The sequence below is a fragment of the Burkholderia sp. AU33803 genome (genome assembly GCF_002223095.1).
GTDB lineage: Bacteria > Pseudomonadota > Gammaproteobacteria > Burkholderiales > Burkholderiaceae > Burkholderia.
The window spans coordinates 1,883,364-1,903,270 of sequence record NZ_NKFJ01000006.1 but is presented as its reverse complement, the minus strand read 5'-3'; the positions used below and the strand labels follow the sequence as shown (position 1 = coordinate 1,903,270).

The window sequence follows — 19,907 nt, the reverse complement described above, 5'->3', positions numbered from 1 at the left end:
GTGCCCGCTCGAATCATTTCCGGGTCATTTCGAAATCAGCGTGAATTCCGTTGATTTGCAAAGAAATCGATTGGAAATAGACGCCGGAGATCCCTGATTTCCACCCTCGTCACGGGAAAACCCTCATTTTTATCTCATCGGTCGTCGTATTACTGTATCGATACACTAAATCGATACAGTGCGTCGCGAGACGCCATCGCAAAGGAGACGGCCCATGAATACCTACACCCGGCGGCGCTTTCTGCAGACGGTGTCCGCCGCGACGCTCGCGGCCGCAGGCGGCTTGCCGGAAGCCGTGCGCGCGCAGCCGGTCGTGACGCTGCGTTGCTCGTCGTCGATGCCGGCCGACCAGAACGCCGCGCACTACGTGTGGTACGAGCGCCTTGCCGCGAACCTGAAGGCGAGTGTCGGCGACGCGATCCGGGTCGACTACTTTCCGAACAGCCAGCTCGGCAAGGAGAGCGATGTCGTGCAGCAGGTCAAGATCGGCGCGATCGACATGATGATCGCGGGTTCGTCGATCTGGGCGACGGTGGCGCCGGAGCTCGGCATGCTCGATCTCGGCTATCTGTTCGACAGCTATGCGCATGTCGCGAAAGTGCTCGACGGCCCGGTCGGTGCCAGCCTGAATGCGCTGCTGCAAAAGCGCGCGGGCTGCTCGGTGCTGACCTGGGGCTCGCATTTCGGCGGGCGCTGCGTGTTCACGAAGCAGCCCGTGCTGGCGCTGCAGGGGCTGAAAGGCACGAAGCTGCGTGTGCTGCCGACGCCCGCGTTCATGGATACCTTCAAGGCGATGGGCGCGGTGCCGACACCGATTCCGTTCGGCGAGCTGTACATGGCCGTGCAGACTGGCGTCGTCGACGGGCTCGAGCACGATCCGGCCACGGTGCTCGCGAGCAAGTTCGACGAAGTGGTGAAGTCGTGCTGGCAATCGCAGCACGTGTTTGCGGCGATGACCGTCGTGATGGGGCGGCGTGCGCTCGACCGGATTCCGGCGAACCTGCGTCCCGCGTTCGATCGCGCGGTAGCCGACGCCACCGCGCAGCAGCGCGCGATTGCCGCGCAGAAGGCCGACCAGGCCGAGCAGGCGCTGAAGCAGCACGGCATGCGCTTCCATCCGATGGCGCTGGCCGAACGCGCGGCGTTGCGGCAGACGATGCACGACCGGCTCTATACGGCATTCGCCGCGCAGTATCCGGCGACCGCGCCGCTGTTTCCGGCGATCGCCGCCGGGCGGGGCTGAACGATGGAGACCTGTTCCGTTTCGGGCGCCGCGGCGGCGCCTGGCGCCGGCCGCCCGGCACGCCGCGGCGCGCGCGTGCTGGACGCGATGCTGCGCGCGATCGAATACGTGTCCGCGGCCGTGCTGGCCGTCGATGTGCTGGTCGTGTTCGTGTCGGTCGTGTGTCGTTATTTCCTGCACGACCCGCTCGACTGGACCGAAGAAGTCGCGAGTGCGCTGATGATCGTGCTGGTGTTCTTCGGTGCGGCGACGGTGCTCGGGCGCAGCCAGCATGTCGGCATCGACCTGTTTCGCGGCGCGTTCCCCGCGCGCTGGCAGGGCGCGCTCGTGCAGATCGGCCACTGGATCGTCGCGGCCGTCTCGCTGAACCTGCTGGTGTCGTCGTGCCAGTTGCTGGCCGATTCGTACGACCAGTTGACGCCGGGCGGGCTGCCGGGCTGGATCAACGTGTACCCGATGATGTTCGGCGCGCTGTTCATGACCGTGTTCGCGCTGGCGAACGCGCTTAACGCGCCGCGCCGCCGGGTAATCGGCACGCTCGCGTGCTGCGCAGGAATCGCGGCCGCACTGTACGGATGGAATGCGCTGGTGCCGGCGCACGCGATCGCGCCGGGCCTGCTGCTGGCGGCCGGTTTCGTCGGCGGGCTCGTGCTGGGCGTGCCGATCGGCTTCGTGCTCGCGTTCTCGGCGTTGCTGTATCTCCTCGCCGACCCGACCCTGCCGCTGCTCGTCTATTCGCAGCAGGTCATGGCCGGCGCCGATCACTTCGTGCTGCTCGCCGTGCCGTTCTTCGTGCTGGCCGGGCTGCTGATGGAATCGAACGGCATGTCCGCGCGGCTCGTCGAGCTGCTGCTGCGGATCTTCGGGCGCGTGCGCGGCGGGCTCGGCCTGATCGTGATTCTCGCGACGGCCTGCTTTTCCGGCGTGTCGGGCTCCAAGCTCGCCGACATCGCGGCCGTCGGCGGCGTGGTGATGCCGGCGGTGCGCCGTGCGCGCCAGGATCCCGACGAAACGGCCGCGCTGCTCGCGTGCAGCGCGGTGATGGCCGAGACCATCCCGCCGTGCGTGAACATGATCATCATGGGCTTCGTCGCGAACATCTCGATTGCCGGGCTGTTCGTCGCGGGCATCGTGCCGGCCGCGGTGCTGGCCGCGTCGCTCGCGGTGGTCACGGTGATCACCGGGCGCAGGATCGACGTCGCGGCGGTGTTCACGGAACGCCGCGCGTGGCTGCCGCTCGCGGGCGGCGCGCTGGTCGCGCTGGTGATGGTCGCGATGATCGGCAAGGGCGTGACGTCGGGGATCGCGACGTCGACCGAGGTGTCGGCGTTCGCGGTGGTCTACGCGCTCGTGGCGGGCTGGCTCGCGTTTCGCGAGCTGACCTGGCGGTCGGTCGGGCGCGTGTTCGTGCGCGCGGCGTCGATGGCCGGCGGCATCCTGTTCATCGTCGCCGCGGCGTCGAGTGTGTCGTTCGCGCTGTCGATCGAGCAAATTCCGGCGCTGGTCTCGGGCACAATGACCGCGTTCGCCCATCAGTACGGCGCGACGATGTTCCTGCTGCTCGCGGCGCTGGTCATGATCGTGTTCGGCGCGGTGCTCGAGGGGGCGCCGGCGCTGATCATCTTCGGGCCGCTGCTTGCGCCGATCGCGCTGCAGCTCGGCATCAACCCGCTGCATTTCGGCACGGTCGTGGTGGTGGCGATGGGGCTCGGCCTGTTCGCGCCGCCGGTCGGACTCGGTCTGTTCACGACCTGCGCGATCACGGGCACCGAAGTCCGGCACGTCGCGCGGCCGATGGTGAAATATCTGCTGGTGCTGGTCGCCGCCCTCGTGGCGCTGATTCTCGTGCCGGCGTTTTCGTTGTGGCTGCCGGCCCATTTCGGCCTGTAGCCGCCTTTTACAGCAAGACGACATGAGTACGATTCAGGACGTGGCCCGTCATGCGGCCGTTTCGGTCAGCACGGTTTCGAACGTGCTCAACGGCCGCACCGACCAGATGAAGCAGGAAACGCTCGAACGCGTGAAGGCCGCGATGGAAGCGCTGCAGTACCGGCCCAGCACGCTCGCGCGCCAGCTCAAGACCGGGCAGACGCCGCTCGTCGGGCTGCTGGTGCCGTCGATGGCGAACCCGATGTACGGCTACATCGCGCGCGAGGTCGAGGCCTGCGCGCAGGAGCGGTACGGCCATCGCGTGCTGATCGGCAATACGTATCGCGATGCGAAGAAGGAAGCATCGTTCTTCGACGACCTGTTCGCGCATGGCGTGCGGCGCGTGATCGTGATTTCGTCGCTGGCCGACGAAAGCCACCTCGAGCGCGCGGCCGAGCGCGGGATGACGGTGGTGAGCTACGACCGGCGCGCGACGCCCGGCGAACGGTCGAAGGTCGAACACGTCACGGCCGACAACGAGGCCGCCGCGCGGCTCGCGACGCGCTGCCTGGTCGATGCGGGACACCGGCGGCTCGCGTTCGCGACGGTCGCCGGCATGACGGTGAGCCGCAGCGACAAGATCCGGGGCTTTCTCGAGACGGCACGCGAGGCGGGCGTCGACGCACACGCGCGGGTGTTCGACGGCGGCCCGGCGAATGAATACGGCGACGCCGTGATCGTCGACGTGGGGCGCGCGCTGGGTGTCGCGCTTGCCGCCGATCCGGCGCGGCCGACCGGCATCGTCGCGGTCAACGACCTGTTCGCGCTCGGCCTGATGGCCGGGTTGCGCGATGGCGGCCTGCGCGTGCCGGACGACGTGTCGGTCGTCGGGATGGACGGTCATTTCCTGTCGGCGATTTCCAATCCGGCGCTGACCACGGTGCAATTGCCCGTCACCGCGATGGCCGAGGACATGGTGCGGCGCGTGATGCGGGCGGACGGCGACATGCCGCTGGCGCGCGAGCCGCACGTATTCTCCGGCGTGACGCTCATCGAGCGCGCCTCGGTCGCGCCGCCGCCGCAAGCGGACCACTCGCACGGAGGCGCCGCATGACGCGCGTCTTCGTCACGCATCCGTCGGGGATGCTCGACCGTTATTTCGGCGCGAAGGCCATGCGCGCGCTGCAGGCGATCGCGGACGTCACGTGCAACCCGCTCGACCACGAGCTGGGCACGGACGAACTGATCGCGGCCGCGCAGGGTTGCGATGCGATGATCGCGTACCGGCAGACGCCCGCGCCGCGTGCGCTGTTCGCCGGGCTGCCCGCGCTGGCGGCGTTCCTGCGCTGCGCGGTCGATATCCGCACCGTCGACGTCGACGCGGCGAGCGCGTTCGGCGTGCTGGTCACGCAGGCGAGCCCCGGCTTCGCGCCGGCGGTCGCCGAGTGGGTGATCGGCGCGATGATCGATCTCGCGCGCGGTATCGGCCGTTATGCGTCGGCCTACCACCAACGGATGCCGCCCGTGCCGCAGATGGGTCGCGAATTGCGCGGCAGCACGCTCGGCCTGATCGGTTACGGACAGATCGCGCGCCACCTGGCGCCGATCGCGACGGCGCTCGGGATGCGCGTGCTCGTCAGCGATCCGTACGTGCGCGTCGATGCGCCGACGCTTGAACAGGTCGACTTCGCGGCGCTGTTGCAGGCGGCCGATTTCGTCGTGTGCCTCGCGCCGGCGACGCCGGCCACCGCGAACCTGATCGATGCGGGCGCGTTCGCGGCCATGAAGCCGGGCGCGTACTTCATCAATGCGTCGCGCGGCGAACTGGTCGACGAGCAGGCGCTGTCCGATGCGCTCGACACCGGCCGGCTCGCCGGCTGTGCACTCGACGTCGGGCGCGCGCCGGACCAGATGCCGACGCCCGCGCTCGCCGCGCATCCACGCGTGATCGCGACGCCGCATGTCGGCGGCCTGACGCTGCCCGCGGTCGAGCACCAGGCGCTGGAGACGGTCGATCAGCTCGCCGCGCTGCTCGCCGGAAACGTGCCGCGCGGTGCCGTCAACGCGGCGCACGCGTCGCGGCTGGCGCGCTGGCGCACGGCAGGGGCCGATACCGGGGCGGGCGCGCGATGAGACCCGACACACCCACCGGGCGGCCGGCCGACGCGTGCGATTGCCACATCCACATCTATGACGACGCGTATCCGCTCGCGCCGACGGCGACCTTCCGTCCGCCGCACGCGCCGGTGGAGGCATATCGCCGGGTGCAGCAGACGCTCGGCCTGGCCCGCGTCGTGATCGTGCAGCCGACTGGCTATGGTGTCGACAACCGTTGCCTGCTCGACGCGCTGGCCGCATTCGGCCCGCAGGCGCGCGGCGTCGCGACGTTGCCGGCCGACGTGCCGGATGCCGAACTGGCGCGATTGCACGCGGCAGGCGTGCGCGGCGTCCGGTTCATGACGTTGGCGGGCGGCCTGGCGCGGTGGGACGAACTGGAGAGCGTGGCCGCGCGGATCGCGCCGCTTGGCTGGCACGTCGACCTGCAGCTCGACGGCCGGACGCTGCCCGAGGTCGTGCCGTTGCTGACCTCGCTACCGGCCCGGGTCGTGATCGATCACACGGGCAAGTTCCTGACGCCCGTCGCACCGGACGCGCCTGCGTTTCTCGCGCTGCGGCGCCTGCTCGACCGCGGCCACGCCTGGGTGAAGCTGTCCGCGCCGTACGAGACGTCGCGCTCGGGCGCGCCCGGCTATGACGATGTCGCGCGTCTCGCCGCCGTGCTGGCGCGCCACCATTCGGCGCGATGCGTATGGGGCAGCAACTGGCCGCACCCGAACGCGTCGCCGGTCCCCGACGACCTGTGCCTGCTCGGCTGGCTGGACGACTGCACCGCAGACGACGCGGTCAGTCGCGCGATTCTGGTCGACAACCCGACCGTACTCTACGGCTTCTGAGTCGTCCGCCAGGACGAGGCCGGGCGTCACAAGCTTTCAATCCGGAAGCTTGCGCAAGCGATGCCAAGCAATCCTGACCGAGCCCGACAGGTCGCAGTCCTGTCGATCCTTACCGTGCTGAAAGCTATCTCGCTACCGGTGTTCCAACGGCGGCGCGCAGCGCTTCGCTGCACTGCGACAACTGCTTGACGCTGCATGCCGGTCGGCGCAGGATACGTCCGTGCATGTGGAGCGGGACGCGCCGGCCGCGCGGTTCCTGCACCCGCGATACGCAAAAGAACAACGATGAGCCTTTACGCACTCGTACCGGAACACCGGCCCCGCGTTTGTCGGCCCGCCGGAACCATGCTTCTCCCGACGCCCGTCGCGTCACGTATCCGTCATCCCGTTTCGTACCGTGCCTCGGTACACTTTCCCGTCCGCGCGCGAGCCGCGACGATGAACGGCGCCCGTTGGGCGCGCCGCATCGCAGCGTCGTCTGCCGCTCCTCATCATCGCATCCTGAACGGCGCCTACACCGGCGTCTCGTGACGTCCGTCGCGCCCATCCTTGTATTGCGCCGCCAGCCTGCCTGACCGCCCGGCGGCACCGGAGTCCGAAGCATTTCGATTGAGCTTGAAAAAGCAAACGCAAGCAGTTCGGTTCGAGGTTCAAGGAGAAAAACTCATGTCGCAGCTTTCGAATGAAGAAGCAAACGGCAGTTCGGGGAGTGGCAAGGTCAAGCTGATCAAGTGGGCGATCATCATCGCCGGCGTCGCGATCGCGGCACCGGCGGCGTTGTTCATCCTGAAGGGGGTGATCGCGCTGGTCACGGCGGGCGTGATCGGCCTCGGCGCGATCTATTTCGCGCCGGTCGTCGCGATGAAGTTCGCGAACCAGAAGGTGAAGATGATCGTCCAGGAGGCGCAGGCGAATCCGATCGAGACGCTGATCAACCAGCTCGCGGAGAAGCGCCAGGCGGCCCAGAAGTTCGCGGACAGCATCACGGCGTTCCGCACCGAGGTGAAGAATTTCGAGAACAAGACGGAGCTGTTCGAGAAGCAGTATCCGGACGACGCACCACGCTTCCGGCAGCAGCTCGACACGATGAAGCAGCTGCTCTCGTTTCGCGAGGGGCGTTACAAGCAGGTGCAGGCCGAACTGAAGAATTTCGCGTCGGCGATCGACCGCGCGAAGGCGATGTGGGACATGTCGCAGGCCGCGCAGCAGATGAACAAGCTCGCGGGCCGGCAGGCGTCCGACACGTTCGAGCAGATCAAGACCGACGTGGCCGTCGATTCGGTGATGCGCTCGGTCAACAAGGCGTTCTCCGAAATGGAGACGTCGCTGATGGATAACCCCGAGGTCAAGCAGGCACAGCAGCAGGCGGTGATGAACGCGCCGCACGCGCCCGGGCTCGACGCGACGACCCCCGCGCAACTGCCGTCGAAACAACAATAACTTCCTGCAGGCTCGCAACCATGAAAAAACTTCTTGGCGCCATCGCATTTCTGGTCGTGCTCGTCGGCGTATGGATCGTGCATCAGGGCGGCCTGTCGACGCTGATTCCCGCGCATGACGCGGCCCCGGCCTCGACGTCCGCGCAAGGCGGCGACAGCGGCCCGTCCACGCAGACGTCGCCGTCGTCCAACGTGCTGCCGGCCGGCTTCACGCCGCAGGCCAGCACGCTGAAATCGATTGCCGAAAACGGCATCGTGCGGATCTCCGTGCAGAACCCGAGCGAACCGTTCTTCGGCGAGGACAAGGGCACGCCGCACGGCTTCAACGTCGAGTTCGCGCGGCTGCTGTTCGCGGACCCGTCGTTCTCGCACGGCGGCAAGCCGGTGGTCGTCGATACGCGTCACGAGGTCGACACGTATCCGGGCGTGCCGAAGCAGCTGCTCGATACGGATGCGAAGGGGAACCACGTGGTCGACGTGGCGATGGACGGGCTGACGTTCCCGGACAACACGCCGTCGGGCGTCGTCTATTCGGTGCCGTACGTCGACGATTTCGGCTATTCGCTGATCGTGCGGCAAGGCTCCGCGATCCGCTCGACCGACGATCTCGCGGGCAAGACGGTCGGCATCCTGAAGGGCGACCCGGACGTGCGTGCGTTCGTCACACGCCAGTACCCGAACGTGAAGTTCGTGGAAGTCGACGATTCCGATCCGGCCTTCATCGCGAAGAGCATCGACGGCCATACGGTCGACGCGTTCATCTACGACTATCCGTTCGCGGTCAGCTCGATCAAGGACACCGACCTGAAGTTCGCGGTGACCAAGCTCGACGGCTCGAACATCGCATACAAGATCGGCGTGCGCGCCGACGACCAGGATCTGCTGATCTACCTGAACGCCGCGATCGCGAAGCTCAAGCAGTCGCCGCAGTATCTCGACCTGCTGCGCAAGTACTTCGTCAGCGACCAGGCGGTGACGACCGCGGCCGCGTCGGGCGAGCATACGTACGTGGTGAAGGCGGGCGACACGCTGAACATGATCGCCGCGAGCAAGCTCGGCAGCGGCCAGCGCTATCGCGAGATTCAACGCCGCAACAACCTCGCCAACCCGAACCTGATCCTGGCGGGCCAGCATCTGGTGATTCCGGTGCGGTAACGGCGGCGTGACGTGAACGAAGGAAGCTGAAGGGACGTGAAAGACGGCGCGCGGCCCGGCGGAGGTGATCCGCCGGGCCGCGCGCTTTTCCGCGTCAATGCGTGATCGACAGGAACAGGTAAGCGGCGAACAGCGACAGGTGCACGACGCCGTGCAGCACCGTCGTACGCCCCTGGCTGAGCGTCAGCGTGCTGACCAGCAGCGTGAGCGCCAGCAGCACGGTTTCCATCGGGCCGATGCCGAGCGTGAGCGGCTGGCCGACCCAGATGAACACGGCCGCGACGGTCGGGATCGTCAACCCGATACTCGCGAGCGCCGAACCGAGCGCGAGATTCATGCTGGTCTGCAGGCGGTTCGCGCGCGCGGCGGTGACGGCTGCGAGCCCTTCCGGCAGCAGCACGAGCGCGGCGATCACGATACCGACCGCGGCTTCGGGCGCGCCGAGCTTCATCACCGCGTGCTCGACGGCCGGCGACAGCAGCTTCGCGAGCAGCACGACCGCGACGAGGCTCGCGAACAGCAGCAGCATGCTGATCACGGCGGTGCGGTTGCTCGGCGCTGCCGCGTGGACGGCCTCGTTCGCGCTGTCGTGCTCGGCGAGGAAGTAGTCGCGGTGGCGCACGGTCTGCACGAACACGAACGCGCCGTACAGCACGAGCGACGACACGCCGGCAAACGCGAGCTGCGATTTCGAGAAGAACGGGCCCGGCGCGGCGTTCAGGTAGTTTGGCATCACGAGCGACAGCACCGACAGCGATGCCAGCACCGCGAGCGCCTTGCTGGCGCCACGCCCCTGGAAGTCCTGTTCGCCGTGCTTCCACGCGCCGACCAGCAGGCAGATACCGACGATGCCGTTGCAGATGATCATCACGGCGGCGAACACGGTGTCGCGCGCGAGGCCCGATTTCTCGGGGCCCGCGCCGAGCATCACCGACACGATCAGCGCGACTTCGATGACGGTCACGGCGACCGCGAGCACGAGCGTGCCGAACGGTTCGCCGACGCGGTGCGCGACGACTTCGGCATGGTGGACGGCGGCGAACACGGCGCCGGCGAGGGCGGCGGCGAACACCGCGATGACGAGGCCTTCGGCCGGTACGACGCGCGACAGCGCGAGGACCAGCCAGGCGGCAAGCGGGGCCACGAGGGTCCAGCGCGGGAGCTGGTTGGACGAGAGCGGCATGGAGGGTTTCCTTATGCGAGCGGCGGCGTGCGACGCGCCGTCACGGGTTGACGAAGCCCGGCCGTACTATCCGCCGAACGAGGATGATGAAACCGAAGGGGGCGGCACGCAACGGTGCTGCCCGGGGGTTCGCCGCCATGAGGCAGCGAGGGGCGCGGGCGGGCCGGAGCCCGTCGCGGGATGAAACGATTCGATGCGGCCGGCCGCGAACGACGAGGCGAGCACGTGTGACGACGCACGGGCCGGAGGCTCGGTTCCGACCCTGAAAGGGCGGCCGGCATTGGACGGCGGTGGCGACATGACACGCGGTTTCCCCCTGAAATCCGGCGGTTTGTCGAATTTTATCAGGCGTTCGGGGGTCACTATCTCATATTCGAATGCTTTCATAGACCTTTCGGTTTACAAAAAGTGCCCCGACCTGTCGATTTTTTTGTCTTTGCCGTTTCCGTAACGATCTCTTGCACGACACATTCGGGCTCGCCCTGACATAAATCTACCGACCGGTCGGTTTATAATCGCTCGCATCTCCACTTCATGACGGATCGCAAGCGATGGCTGTTTCTTCTGCACATTCGGTGAACTCGGGCGCGCTGGCGCCGTCGGCCGTCGTCGGCGTGATCGGCGCCGGCGCGATGGGCGCGGGCATCGCGCAGGTCGCGGCGGCGGCCGGCCATGCGGTGCTGCTGTACGACCTGAACGAAGCCGCCTGCGACAAGGCGCTGGCCGGCATCCGTGCGCAGTTCGCGCGGCTCGCGGAGAAAGGCCGGCTCGAACCGGCGCAGGCCGACGCGGCCGGCGCCCGGATTCGCGCGGTGCGTGAACTGGCCGACTTCGCGGGCGCCGCGCTGATCGTCGAGGCGGCGGCCGAGCGGCTCGACGTGAAGCGTGAGATCTTCGCGACGCTCGAGCGCCATGTCGACGACGCGTGCCTGCTGGCCACCAATACGTCATCGATCTCGATCACGTCGATCGCGGCCGGGCTGCGCGTGCCGCAGCGTGTCGCCGGCCTGCATTTCTTCAACCCGGCGCCGCTGATGGCGCTCGTCGAGGTGGTCAGCGGGCTCGCGACCGCGCCCGCGGTCGCGCAGGTGCTGTATGCAACCGCCGCCGCGTGGGGCAAGCGGCCCGTGATGGCGAAATCGACGCCGGGCTTCATCGTGAACCGCGTCGCGCGGCCGTATTACGCGGAGGCGCTGCGCGTGCTGAACGAGCAGGGCGGCGCGCCGGCATCGATCGACGCGGTGATGCGCGAGGCCGGCGGCTTCCGGATGGGGCCGTTCGAGCTGATGGACCTGATCGGCCACGACGTGAACTTCGCGGTGACCGAATCGGTGTTCCGCGCGTATTTCAACGATCCGCGCTACACGCCGTCGCTGATCCAGCAGGAACTCGTGAACGCGGGCTTCCTTGGGCGCAAGTCGGGCCGCGGCTTCTATTCGTATGCGGACGGCGCGACGCCGCCCGCACCCGATCTCGAAGCCCCGCGCGATGCGCCCGCCGACGTTGCATTGTTTGCGCAGGACGGCCCGGCCGCCGCGCTGCACGCGCGCTTCGCCGAACGCCTTCCGGGCGCCCGGCAGGCCGGCGCGCATGCCGACGACCTGCTCGCGACGGCCGGCCGCGCATCGATCGCGTTGACCGATGGCCGTACCGCGACCGAGCGCGCCGCGCAGACGGGCGCGGCCGATCTCGTGCTGGTCGACCTTGCGCGCGATTACGCGCAGGCCGGGCTCGTTGCGCTGACGCGCGCGCTCCAGTGCAGCGACGCGGCCTATGCGGATGCGGTCGGCCTGTTCCAGCAGGCGGGTTTTCGCGTCGTCGGTGTCGCGGACGTGCCGGGCATGGTCGCGATGCGCACCGTCGCGATGCTCGCGAACGAGGCGGCCGACACGGTGAATCAGGGCGTGTGCTCGCCCGCCGATCTCGATCTCGCGATGGAGAAGGGCGTGAACTACCCGTGCGGCCCGCTCGCGTGGGCCGATGCGATCGGCATCGGCCGCGTGCATCGCGTGCTGTCGAACCTGGCGGCGAGCTACGGCGAGGACCGCTATCGCGTGTCGCCGCGCATCGCCGCGCTGCATGCGGCCGGCCGCACGTTCCGGTCGTAGCCGTCGCCCCCGTTACTTCGAACACGATAACGACATCACTCCATTGGAGGAGCACCCCGATGACTCACCCGACGCATCCCGCCGCCGCTCTCGAGCCGATCGAGACCGCCAGCCGCGACGAACTGCAGGCGCTGCAGCTCGAGCGCCTCAAGTGGTCGCTGCGCCACGCGTACGACAACGTCCCTCACTATCGCCGCACGTTCGATGCGGCGGGCGTGCATCCGGACGACCTGAAGTCGCTGGCGGATCTTGCGAAATTTCCGTTCTCGACCAAGAACGATTTGCGCGACAACTATCCGTTCGGGCTGTTCGCGGTGCCGCGCGAGCAGGTCGTGCGCGTGCACGCGTCGAGCGGCACGACGGGCAAGCCGACGGTGGTCGGCTACACCGCGCGCGACATTGACACGTGGGCGAACGTGACCGCGCGCTCGATCCGCGCGGCCGGCGGCCGTCCGGGCGACACGCTGCACAACGCATTCGGCTACGGGCTCTTCACCGGCGGTCTCGGGATTCACTACGGCGCGGAACGGCTCGGCTGCATGGTCGTGCCGATGTCGGGCGGGCAGACCGAGAAGCAGGTGCAGCTGATCCGCGATTTCGAGCCGAAGATCATCCTCGTCACGCCGTCGTACATGCTGAACCTGATCGACGAGATGGTGCGGCAGGGGATGGACCCGGCCGAATCGTCGCTGAAGATCGGCATCTTCGGCGCCGAGCCGTGGACGCAGGCGCTGCGTGAAGAGGTCGAGACGCGCGTGGGCATCGACGCGCTCGACATCTACGGGCTGTCGGAGGTGATGGGCCCGGGCGTCGCGTGCGAATGCGTCGAGACGAAGGACGGCCCGGTGATCTGGGAAGACCATTTCTATCCGGAAATCATCGACCCGGTCACGGGCGAAGTGCTGCCCGACGGCAGCCAGGGCGAGCTGGTGTTCACGTCGCTGACGAAGGAGGCGATGCCGGTGATCCGCTACCGCACGCGCGACCTCACCGCGCTGCTGCCGCCGACCGCGCGCGCGATGCGCCGGCTCGCGAAGATCACGGGCCGCTCCGACGACATGCTGATCGTGCGCGGCGTGAACGTGTTTCCGAGCCAGATCGAGGAGATCGTCGTCGCGCTGCCGCAGCTGTCGGGCCAGTTCCAGATCACGCTGTCGCGCGACGGGCACATGGACCGCCTCGACCTCGCGGTCGAACTGCGCTCGGAAGCGGCCGCGTCCGTCAGCGAAAGCGATCGCGCGGCGCTCGCGCGCGAGCTGCAGCACCGGATCAAGACGATGGTCGGCGTGTCGTCCGGCGTGACGGTGCTGGCCGCGGGCGGCATTCCCGCCACCGCGACCGGCAAGGCGCGGCGCGTGATCGACCGCCGCCAGGCCGCCTGATTCTCCTGTTTGCCGTTCAACCCGAGGAAACCTGTTCGATGGATGGATTGAAGACCCTGGCCGTCACGGTCGATGCGCGCGGCATCGCAACCGTCGCGCTGCAGCGTGGCGACGTGCTCAACGCATTTGACGAGACGATGATCGCCGAACTCACCGACGCGTTCACGGCGCTCGGCCGGCGTGACGACGTGCGCGCGATCGTGCTGCGTTCGGAGGGCCGCGCGTTCTGCGCGGGCGCCGACCTGCAGTGGATGCAGCGCGCGAGCGCGAACGACGCGGCCGCGAACCTGCGCGACGCGGAGCGGTTCGCCGCGATGATGCGCGCGATCCGGCAATGCCCGAAGCCCACGGTGGCGCGCGTGCAGGGCCATGCGTTCGGTGGCGGCGTCGGCCTGTGCGCGGCGTGCGACATCGTGATCGCGAGCGATCACGCGCGCTTCTCGGTCAGCGAGGCGCGCTTCGGGATTCTGCCGGCCGTGATCGGCCCGTATCTGGTCGAGGCGGTCGGCCAGCGCCAGGCGCGCCGGCTCGCGCTGACGACGACCCAGCTCGCCGCCGGCGAAGCGGTCGCGATCGGCCTGATCCACCAGGCCGTGCCGCTCGATGCGCTCGACGAAGCGCTCGACAGGACGCTCGCCGAACTCGGCCGCAACGGCCCGAACGCGCTGATGGAGATCAAGCGCTTCTTCGACGCGATCGGCGAGTATCCACCGTCGGACGCGCGCGCGGCGTTCACCGCGCAGACGATCTCCCGCGTGCGGGCGACGCCGGAAGCGAAGGAAGGCTTCGCCGCGTTCTTCGCGAAGCGGCCGCCGGCCTGGGAGGCGGGCGCCGAGTAACGGGAAACTGAGGGGAAACCGAGGGGAAACCAGGGCGAAACGGCGGCGCTCGGCGGTGTGGCGGGCCAGGCCGAATTTTGCGGCTCGGGCGCGGGCGCTTGCTCTACAATGCGTGACCTCCGGCGCGCTGCCGGCCCAGCCCCGACCGATTCTTCATCCGATGATCGTCAACCGCCTTATCTCCGAGATCCTGTTCGGCTTCACCGGCCTGATTGGCATCATCAACCCGATCGGCATCGCGTTCCTGTTTCTCGAACGGACCGAGGCGCTCACCGAGCAAGAGCGCGATCTGCTCGCGAGGAAGGTCGCGTTCAACGCGTTCGTCGTGCTGATGGTCGCGTTCTTCGCCGGCACGCCGGTGCTGCATTTCTTCGGGATCTCGATGGAAGCGCTGCGGATCGGCGGCGGCTTCGCGGTTGCGGTGGCCGGCTGGCAGATGCTGAACGAACCCGACGGGCCGGGCGGCGGCGACACGCCGGTCAAGCCGATCGACGCGAACGCGATCATGACGCGCGCATTCTTCCCGCTGACCATGCCGCTGACGGTCGGCCCCGGCTCGATCGCGACCGCGATCGCGCTGAACGCGAACCGCACGCACAAGCTGTCGGAGTTCGCACTGTCGAGCATCGTGTCGATCGCCGTCTCGGTACTGGTCGCGATCGTGATCTGGCAGGTCTACAGCCGCTCCGCGCTGCTGTCGCGCTACCTCGGCAGCGAAGGCACCAAGGTCGCGAAGCGCGTGTCGGCGTTCCTGCTGCTGTGCATCGGCGTGCAGATCATGCTGACCGGCTTTTCCGCGTTCCTGCAGCCGATCGCCGACCAGGTCAAGTAAGCAAGCGGCCGGCGCTCCGCACGACCGCCGCTCGCGCGCACCGCCTTCGCACCTTGCGGCGACGCCGCACGCATTTTTGCCGCCCGGGATACCATGCGACGGTCCGGCGGATGCGCGGCGCGCATCCGGCCGTCAGCTCAACTTCAATGGCGAGGCGTGCAATGGAATACGTGAAATTCGGATCGACAGGGCTGGAGGTGTCGAAGCTGGTGCTGGGTTGCATGACGTTCGGCGAACCGTTACGCGGCTCGCATCCGTGGACGCTGCCGGAAGCGGAGAGCCGTCCGATCATCCAGCGGGCGGTTGAAGCCGGCATCAACTTCTTCGATACCGCGAACATGTATTCCGACGGCACGTCGGAGGAGATCGTCGGCCGCGCGCTGCGCGATTTCGCGAAACGCGACGACATCGTGATCGCGACCAAGGTGTTCTACCGGATGCGGCCTGGGCCGAACGGCGCCGGGCTGTCGCGCAAGGCGATCATGACCGACATCGACCAGAGCCTGAAGCGGCTCGGCACTGACTATGTCGATCTCTACCAGATTCACCGCTGGGACAACGGCACGCCGCTCGAGGAGACGCTCGAGGCGCTGCACGACGTCGTGAAGGCCGGCAAGGCGCGCTATATCGGCGCGTCGTCGATGTTCGCGTGGCAGTTCGCGAAGGCGCTGCACACGTCGAAGCAGCACGGCTGGACCCGCTTCGTCAGCATGCAGAACCACCTGAACCTGCTGTATCGGGAAGAGGAGCGGGAAATGCTGCCGCTGTGCGAAGACGAAGGGATCGCGGTGATTCCGTGGAGCCCGCTCGCGCGCGGCCGCCTCACGCGCAACTGGGACGAGTCGACCGAGCGGCAGCAGAGCGACGCGGTCGCCCAGCGGCTTTACGATGCGACGGCGGAGGCGGATAAAGCGGTCGTCGATGCCGTGGCGACGATCGCGGCGGCACGCAACGTGCCGCGTGCGCAGGTCGCACTCGCGTGGGTCGCGCAGAAGCGCGGAGTCACCGCGCCGATCGTCGGCATTTCGAAGCCGCAGCAGCTGGACGACGCACTGGCCGCGCTCGAACTGAAACTGACCGACGGCGAGATCGCCGCGCTCGAACGCCCGTACGTGCCGCACGCGGTCGCCGGGATCAACTGAGCGGCGGCGCCGCGCGGCCGTCAGCGCGCGGCGTCGAGCATCGGGTAGGTGAACAGGCCGAAGTGGACGACGTTCAGCCCCGCATGCGCGAGCGCGGACGCGAGCAGCCCGCCGCGCCGCCAGGCGAGGCCGTAGCCGATGCCGGCCACCGTGCCGAGCACGATCCATTGCCAGCCGCCTGCCGCATGCGCGGCGCCGAACAGCACCGCGCCGATCGCAAGCGCGGCCCACGGCCCCCACGCGAACGCGCGCAGCGCGCGCGTCAGTCCGCCCTGCACGTAGCCACGGAACAGCGCTTCCTCGGCGAGCGTCACGAGCAGCAGGTTGTTCGCGAGCCACAGCCAGCCCGACGGCGGCCACTTGGGCGCCCAGCCGACCATCCCGATCGCGAGCGCGCCGGCCAGGCACGCGGCCGCCGTTGCGACTGCCGCCACCGCGCCGGTACGCAGCGCGCGCGACAGCGGGATGTCGGGGGCGACCCACGGCAGCACCCATACCAGCCACAAGCCGACGAGCGGCTTGTCGAGATTCAGGTACATCGTGAACGGCGCGGCATCCGGCGTGAAGCGCGTCGGGCCGATCACGCGCGGATTGTGGAAGCCGGGAATCAGGTGCAGGCTGAGCGCGATCGCGACGGCGGCAAAGACGACGTGCGCGGCGATGCGCATCGCGCGCGGGCGCTCGGGCATCACCCCCCACGCGGCCGCGGCCAGCAATGCGAGCGGGGCCAGCGCGAGCGGCCCGAGCTTGCCGAATGCCAGCGCGCACGCATAGCCGAGCGCGGCGAGGCCGACGCTCAGGCCGTGCTGCGGGCGATGCCATGCGAACGCGGCAGCCGCGAACAGCGCGAGCCAGATCGTGGCGGAAGGGAGGAGCGAAAGGGACATGACAGGAGCGGCATTCGTCGGACCAGACGCCGCGCATCATACAGCAGCCGTCTTGCGATGCCGGTGGGGAGCGGTCAGCGGCCGGCGGTTTCGGTGGCGCGGTCGCGGCCCGGGACGTGGACGCTGTTGCGCTCGCGCATCCGCCGCCGGTACCAGAACGTCCACAGCAGCAGACAGCCGAACACGGTATAGCCCATGACCGGCGACACGACCAGCACGCGTTCGACCGGCCAGGTCACGACCATCCAGAGGCGCAGCAGCATTTCCAGCGTCATGAACGCACCCCACACGAAGGTCATCCGCCGGAGCATCTGCCGCAGCCCCGGCTGCGCTTCCCAGACGGCTTCGAAATGCGCGGCGCCGCCATCCATCTCGCGGGCCACCGTGGCGCGTGCGAGATAGAAGATCAGCGGGCGTTCGCGGAACAACGACAGCAGGAACACGACGCCGATCGTGCCCGACGCGAGCGACTCGCGCATCAGCAGTGTGCGGGCGCTGCCGCCGAGCGCCATCCCGAGGATCGACAGCGCGATGCCGAGCAGCACGATGGCCGCCACCGCATCGACGCGGCGCGAGCGGATGAATTCGACGATCGACCAGATGATCGGCGGCACCGCCGACGCGTACAGCGCGCCGGTTTCGCCGAAAGACGGCTGCGCGGCCCGGTAGGCAACCCAGGGCAGCACGAGGTTGACGAAGAGTTCGAGGATCAGTCCGGCTCGCGGTTTCACGGTGAGCAATTCCACGCAGGTGGGGGCGAACCTGCGAAGGGCGTGGTGGCCCGCGGTTGCCCCGAAAAGGGTTCGATTGAGTATATCGAAGAATCGGGCGGTGCTGCGGTGCCGTGTCGGCCGCTTGCCGCCGGCGGCGCCGGTGTCATCGTCATGGAAGTGCCGCGGCCGGCAGCGTGATCGTGACCGTGGTGCCCTGCAGCATGACGCTGTGCACGTGGATCGTGCCTTCGTGCCGTTCGACGACGGCCTTGACGAACGCCATGCCGAGCCCGACGCCGCTGGTTTCCGGCTGGCCGGCGGTGCGAAAGCGCCGGTAACGTTCGAACAGCCGCGTCTGGTCCGCGCTGCTGATCCCGCACCCGCTGTCGCGGATCGTGCAGCGCACGGTCTTGCCGTCGGCGCCCGGCTCGACCCTGCATTCGACGCTCGTCAGCGATGCGCTGTACTTGATGGCGTTGTCGAGCAGGTTGATCAGCGCGCGCGACAGCAGCGCCGGGTCGCCTTGCACGATCGTGTCGTCGCGCCGCGGCACGTCGTCGATCGACATGGATTTCCGGTGCGCGAGCGGCCACACCGCGTCGCGTGCCTCGTTCATCAGGTCGGCGAGGTTGACCGGCACGCGTTCGTAGTCGCTGGCCTCCGCACGCGAGAGCTGCGCGAAGCCGTCGGCCAGCGCCAGCGTGTGCCGCGCCAGCTTGCCGATTCTCTCGAACTGCTGCTTCATCTGCCCGTCGCCCGCCCGTCGCGCCTGCGTGTCGATCAGGATGATCAACGACGTCAGCGGAGCGCGCATGTCGTGCGAGAACAGCGTCAGCATGTCGTTGCGCTGGCGCTCGAGCATGTCGCGGCGGACGGTCGCGTGGCGCAGGGTTTCCAGCGCGTGGTGGATCTGCGTGATCTCGGGCCCGATGCCGCGCGGCATCGCGACGTGCGACGTATCGCCATCGCTGAGCGCGACGATCCGGCGGCCGAGCGCATCGAGCGGCTTCGACAGCAGTCGCTGCACGCCGCGCGCGAGCGAGGCCAGGATCGCGATGCACAGTGTCGTGGCGAACGCCGACAACGCGACCTTGAGCCGGGCGGTGTTGCGGTCGCCGATCGCGCGACGCCGGGCCAGGTCGATCACGTGGTCGCGCAGCCGCTCGCTCGGCCGGAAATGCGGCACGATCGCGCGGGAAAAGTCGGCCGCACTCATCGCATAGACACCGCTCTTGCCGCCGGCGACGGCCGCGTCGACGAGCGGCAGGATATGCGCGTCGAAGGCGTCGTTGAGCTGCGCGTATTCGCGCGCCACGTCAGGGTCGTCGAGCTGCGCGCCGATCGAGCCGTCGATCAGCGCGCGCAATTGCTCGATGCGGCCGCGCATCCGCATGATGTCCGCGAACTGCGTGCGGTCGAGCGCCTGCCGCGCGAACATCGGCGCGATCAGCAGCGAGCCGGTGCGGCCCGCGTATTCGCGGAGTTCGCCGAGGAGCCGCGCGAGCAGGATCGCCCCCGATGTGCGCGGGTCGCCCATCGCGGTGTCGGTCATGGCGCCGTCGATCAGCAGCGACAGCGTGTCGACGATCCGGAACAGGCGCGCCTGCGCGTGCTGGATATCGTGAACGCCGCGTGTCGCGAGCGGCCGCCTGCCGAGTGCGTCGACTTCCGTACGCGCATCGGCGAGCGTGATCCGGACCGAGTCGAGGGCATGCAGCAAGGTGCTGCGTTCGCGATCGTCGAGCACGGTCGCCTGCGCAATGCCGCCGCGAAAACGCTCGAGCGCCTGGTCGGAACGCACGCGCGCGGCGAGCAGGTTGCGGGCCTCGGCGGCGCCGTCGTCCTGCGGGCGCACCAGCAGGTCGTTCGTCGGGCCGCGTTCGGCCGAGATCACGTTGGCGGCGCTTATCGCGCCGCGGACGAATTCGAAACTCTGCAGGTCGGCGTTCTCCTGCCGGTATTGCCGGACACTCCCCCAGATGATCGTGCCGCACAGCAAGGCCAGCAGCGTGGTGACGAGTGCGAAGCCGATATGGGTCTTCTGCTGGATCGTCAGCGATCGAATGTTATATGCGCGTTCCCGGCTAAACGAGAATGAACGATTCATGACACACCATGTTTGCAAGCTATCCCGGGTGGGCCCGTATTCTCGGCCTGTCGG

Annotated in this window: 16 protein-coding genes; 12 read left to right on the top strand and 4 right to left on the bottom strand. The window is 68.3% G+C overall.

Going from position 1 to position 19,907, the window contains the following annotated elements:
- The first annotated feature begins 214 nt into the window (after nucleotides 1-214).
- From CFB41_RS25805 to CFB41_RS25775, 7 genes are all read left to right on the top strand, one after another.
- Complete coding sequence (locus CFB41_RS25805; protein ID WP_089458401.1) at nucleotides 215-1,243, top strand: TRAP transporter substrate-binding protein; 1,029 nt, start codon at nucleotides 215-217, stop codon at nucleotides 1,241-1,243.
- Nucleotides 1,244-1,246: 3 nt separating this feature from the next.
- Nucleotides 1,247-3,133: a TRAP transporter large permease subunit gene (locus tag CFB41_RS25800; RefSeq protein WP_089458400.1), complete on the top strand. Its 1,887-nt coding sequence runs from the start codon at nucleotides 1,247-1,249 to the stop codon at nucleotides 3,131-3,133.
- A gap of 22 nt (nucleotides 3,134-3,155) precedes the next feature.
- Nucleotides 3,156-4,226, top strand: a complete 1,071-nt coding sequence (locus tag CFB41_RS25795) for a LacI family DNA-binding transcriptional regulator (protein ID WP_089458399.1) — start codon at nucleotides 3,156-3,158, stop codon at nucleotides 4,224-4,226.
- The gene (locus CFB41_RS25790) at nucleotides 4,223-5,245 is read left to right on the top strand and encodes a hydroxyacid dehydrogenase (RefSeq protein ID WP_089458398.1); all 1,023 of its coding nucleotides are present in this window, start codon (nucleotides 4,223-4,225) and stop codon (nucleotides 5,243-5,245) included. The genes CFB41_RS25795 and CFB41_RS25790 overlap by 4 nt, the downstream gene beginning before the upstream one ends.
- Nucleotides 5,242-6,066, top strand: coding sequence for an amidohydrolase family protein (locus CFB41_RS25785; protein ID WP_089458397.1), 825 nt, complete (start codon nucleotides 5,242-5,244; stop codon nucleotides 6,064-6,066). Before CFB41_RS25790 ends, CFB41_RS25785 begins: the two co-directional genes overlap by 4 nt.
- A 666-nt stretch (nucleotides 6,067-6,732) precedes the next feature.
- On the top strand, nucleotides 6,733-7,506 hold the full coding sequence (locus CFB41_RS25780) for a hypothetical protein (protein ID WP_046548017.1): 774 nt from the start codon (nucleotides 6,733-6,735) through the stop codon (nucleotides 7,504-7,506).
- Between the two features lie 20 nt (nucleotides 7,507-7,526).
- The gene (locus tag CFB41_RS25775; RefSeq protein WP_089458396.1) at nucleotides 7,527-8,660 is read left to right on the top strand and encodes a transporter substrate-binding domain-containing protein; all 1,134 of its coding nucleotides are present in this window, start codon (nucleotides 7,527-7,529) and stop codon (nucleotides 8,658-8,660) included.
- 94 nt (nucleotides 8,661-8,754) lie between these two features.
- On the opposite strand, the gene CFB41_RS25770 is transcribed toward CFB41_RS25775, so the two are convergent.
- Nucleotides 8,755-9,843, bottom strand: a complete 1,089-nt coding sequence (locus CFB41_RS25770) for a calcium:proton antiporter (protein WP_089458395.1) — start codon at nucleotides 9,841-9,843, stop codon at nucleotides 8,755-8,757.
- A 551-nt stretch (nucleotides 9,844-10,394) separates the two neighbouring features.
- Here CFB41_RS25770 and CFB41_RS25760 point away from each other — a divergent pair.
- From CFB41_RS25760 to CFB41_RS25740, 5 genes are all read left to right on the top strand, one after another.
- Nucleotides 10,395-11,951, top strand: coding sequence for a 3-hydroxyacyl-CoA dehydrogenase (locus CFB41_RS25760; protein WP_089458394.1), 1,557 nt, complete (start codon nucleotides 10,395-10,397; stop codon nucleotides 11,949-11,951).
- 59 nt (nucleotides 11,952-12,010) lie between these two features.
- On the top strand, nucleotides 12,011-13,333 hold the full coding sequence (gene paaK, locus CFB41_RS25755) for a phenylacetate--CoA ligase PaaK (protein WP_089458393.1): 1,323 nt from the start codon (nucleotides 12,011-12,013) through the stop codon (nucleotides 13,331-13,333).
- A 38-nt stretch (nucleotides 13,334-13,371) separates the two neighbouring features.
- A complete protein-coding gene (locus tag CFB41_RS25750; protein ID WP_089458392.1) occupies nucleotides 13,372-14,172 on the top strand; it encodes an enoyl-CoA hydratase-related protein in 801 nt (266 codons plus the stop codon).
- A gap of 160 nt (nucleotides 14,173-14,332) precedes the next feature.
- Nucleotides 14,333-15,004: a MarC family protein gene (locus CFB41_RS25745; protein ID WP_069251769.1), complete on the top strand. Its 672-nt coding sequence runs from the start codon at nucleotides 14,333-14,335 to the stop codon at nucleotides 15,002-15,004.
- A gap of 161 nt (nucleotides 15,005-15,165) precedes the next feature.
- Nucleotides 15,166-16,146 (top strand): aldo/keto reductase, encoded by a 981-nt coding sequence (locus tag CFB41_RS25740; protein WP_089458391.1) that lies wholly within the window; start codon nucleotides 15,166-15,168, stop codon nucleotides 16,144-16,146.
- A gap of 20 nt (nucleotides 16,147-16,166) precedes the next feature.
- Here CFB41_RS25740 and CFB41_RS25735 read toward each other — a convergent pair whose 3' ends face one another.
- From CFB41_RS25735 to CFB41_RS25725, 3 genes are all read right to left on the bottom strand, one after another.
- Complete coding sequence (locus CFB41_RS25735) at nucleotides 16,167-17,033, bottom strand: CPBP family intramembrane glutamic endopeptidase (protein WP_089458390.1); 867 nt, start codon at nucleotides 17,031-17,033, stop codon at nucleotides 16,167-16,169.
- 74 nt (nucleotides 17,034-17,107) lie between these two features.
- Entirely contained in the window at nucleotides 17,108-17,764 is a 657-nt protein-coding gene (locus CFB41_RS25730; RefSeq protein ID WP_089442451.1) for a VC0807 family protein, read from the bottom strand.
- Between the two features lie 151 nt (nucleotides 17,765-17,915).
- On the bottom strand, nucleotides 17,916-19,853 hold the full coding sequence (locus CFB41_RS25725) for a HAMP domain-containing sensor histidine kinase (RefSeq protein WP_089458389.1): 1,938 nt from the start codon (nucleotides 19,851-19,853) through the stop codon (nucleotides 17,916-17,918).
- Nucleotides 19,854-19,907 lie beyond the last annotated feature (54 nt).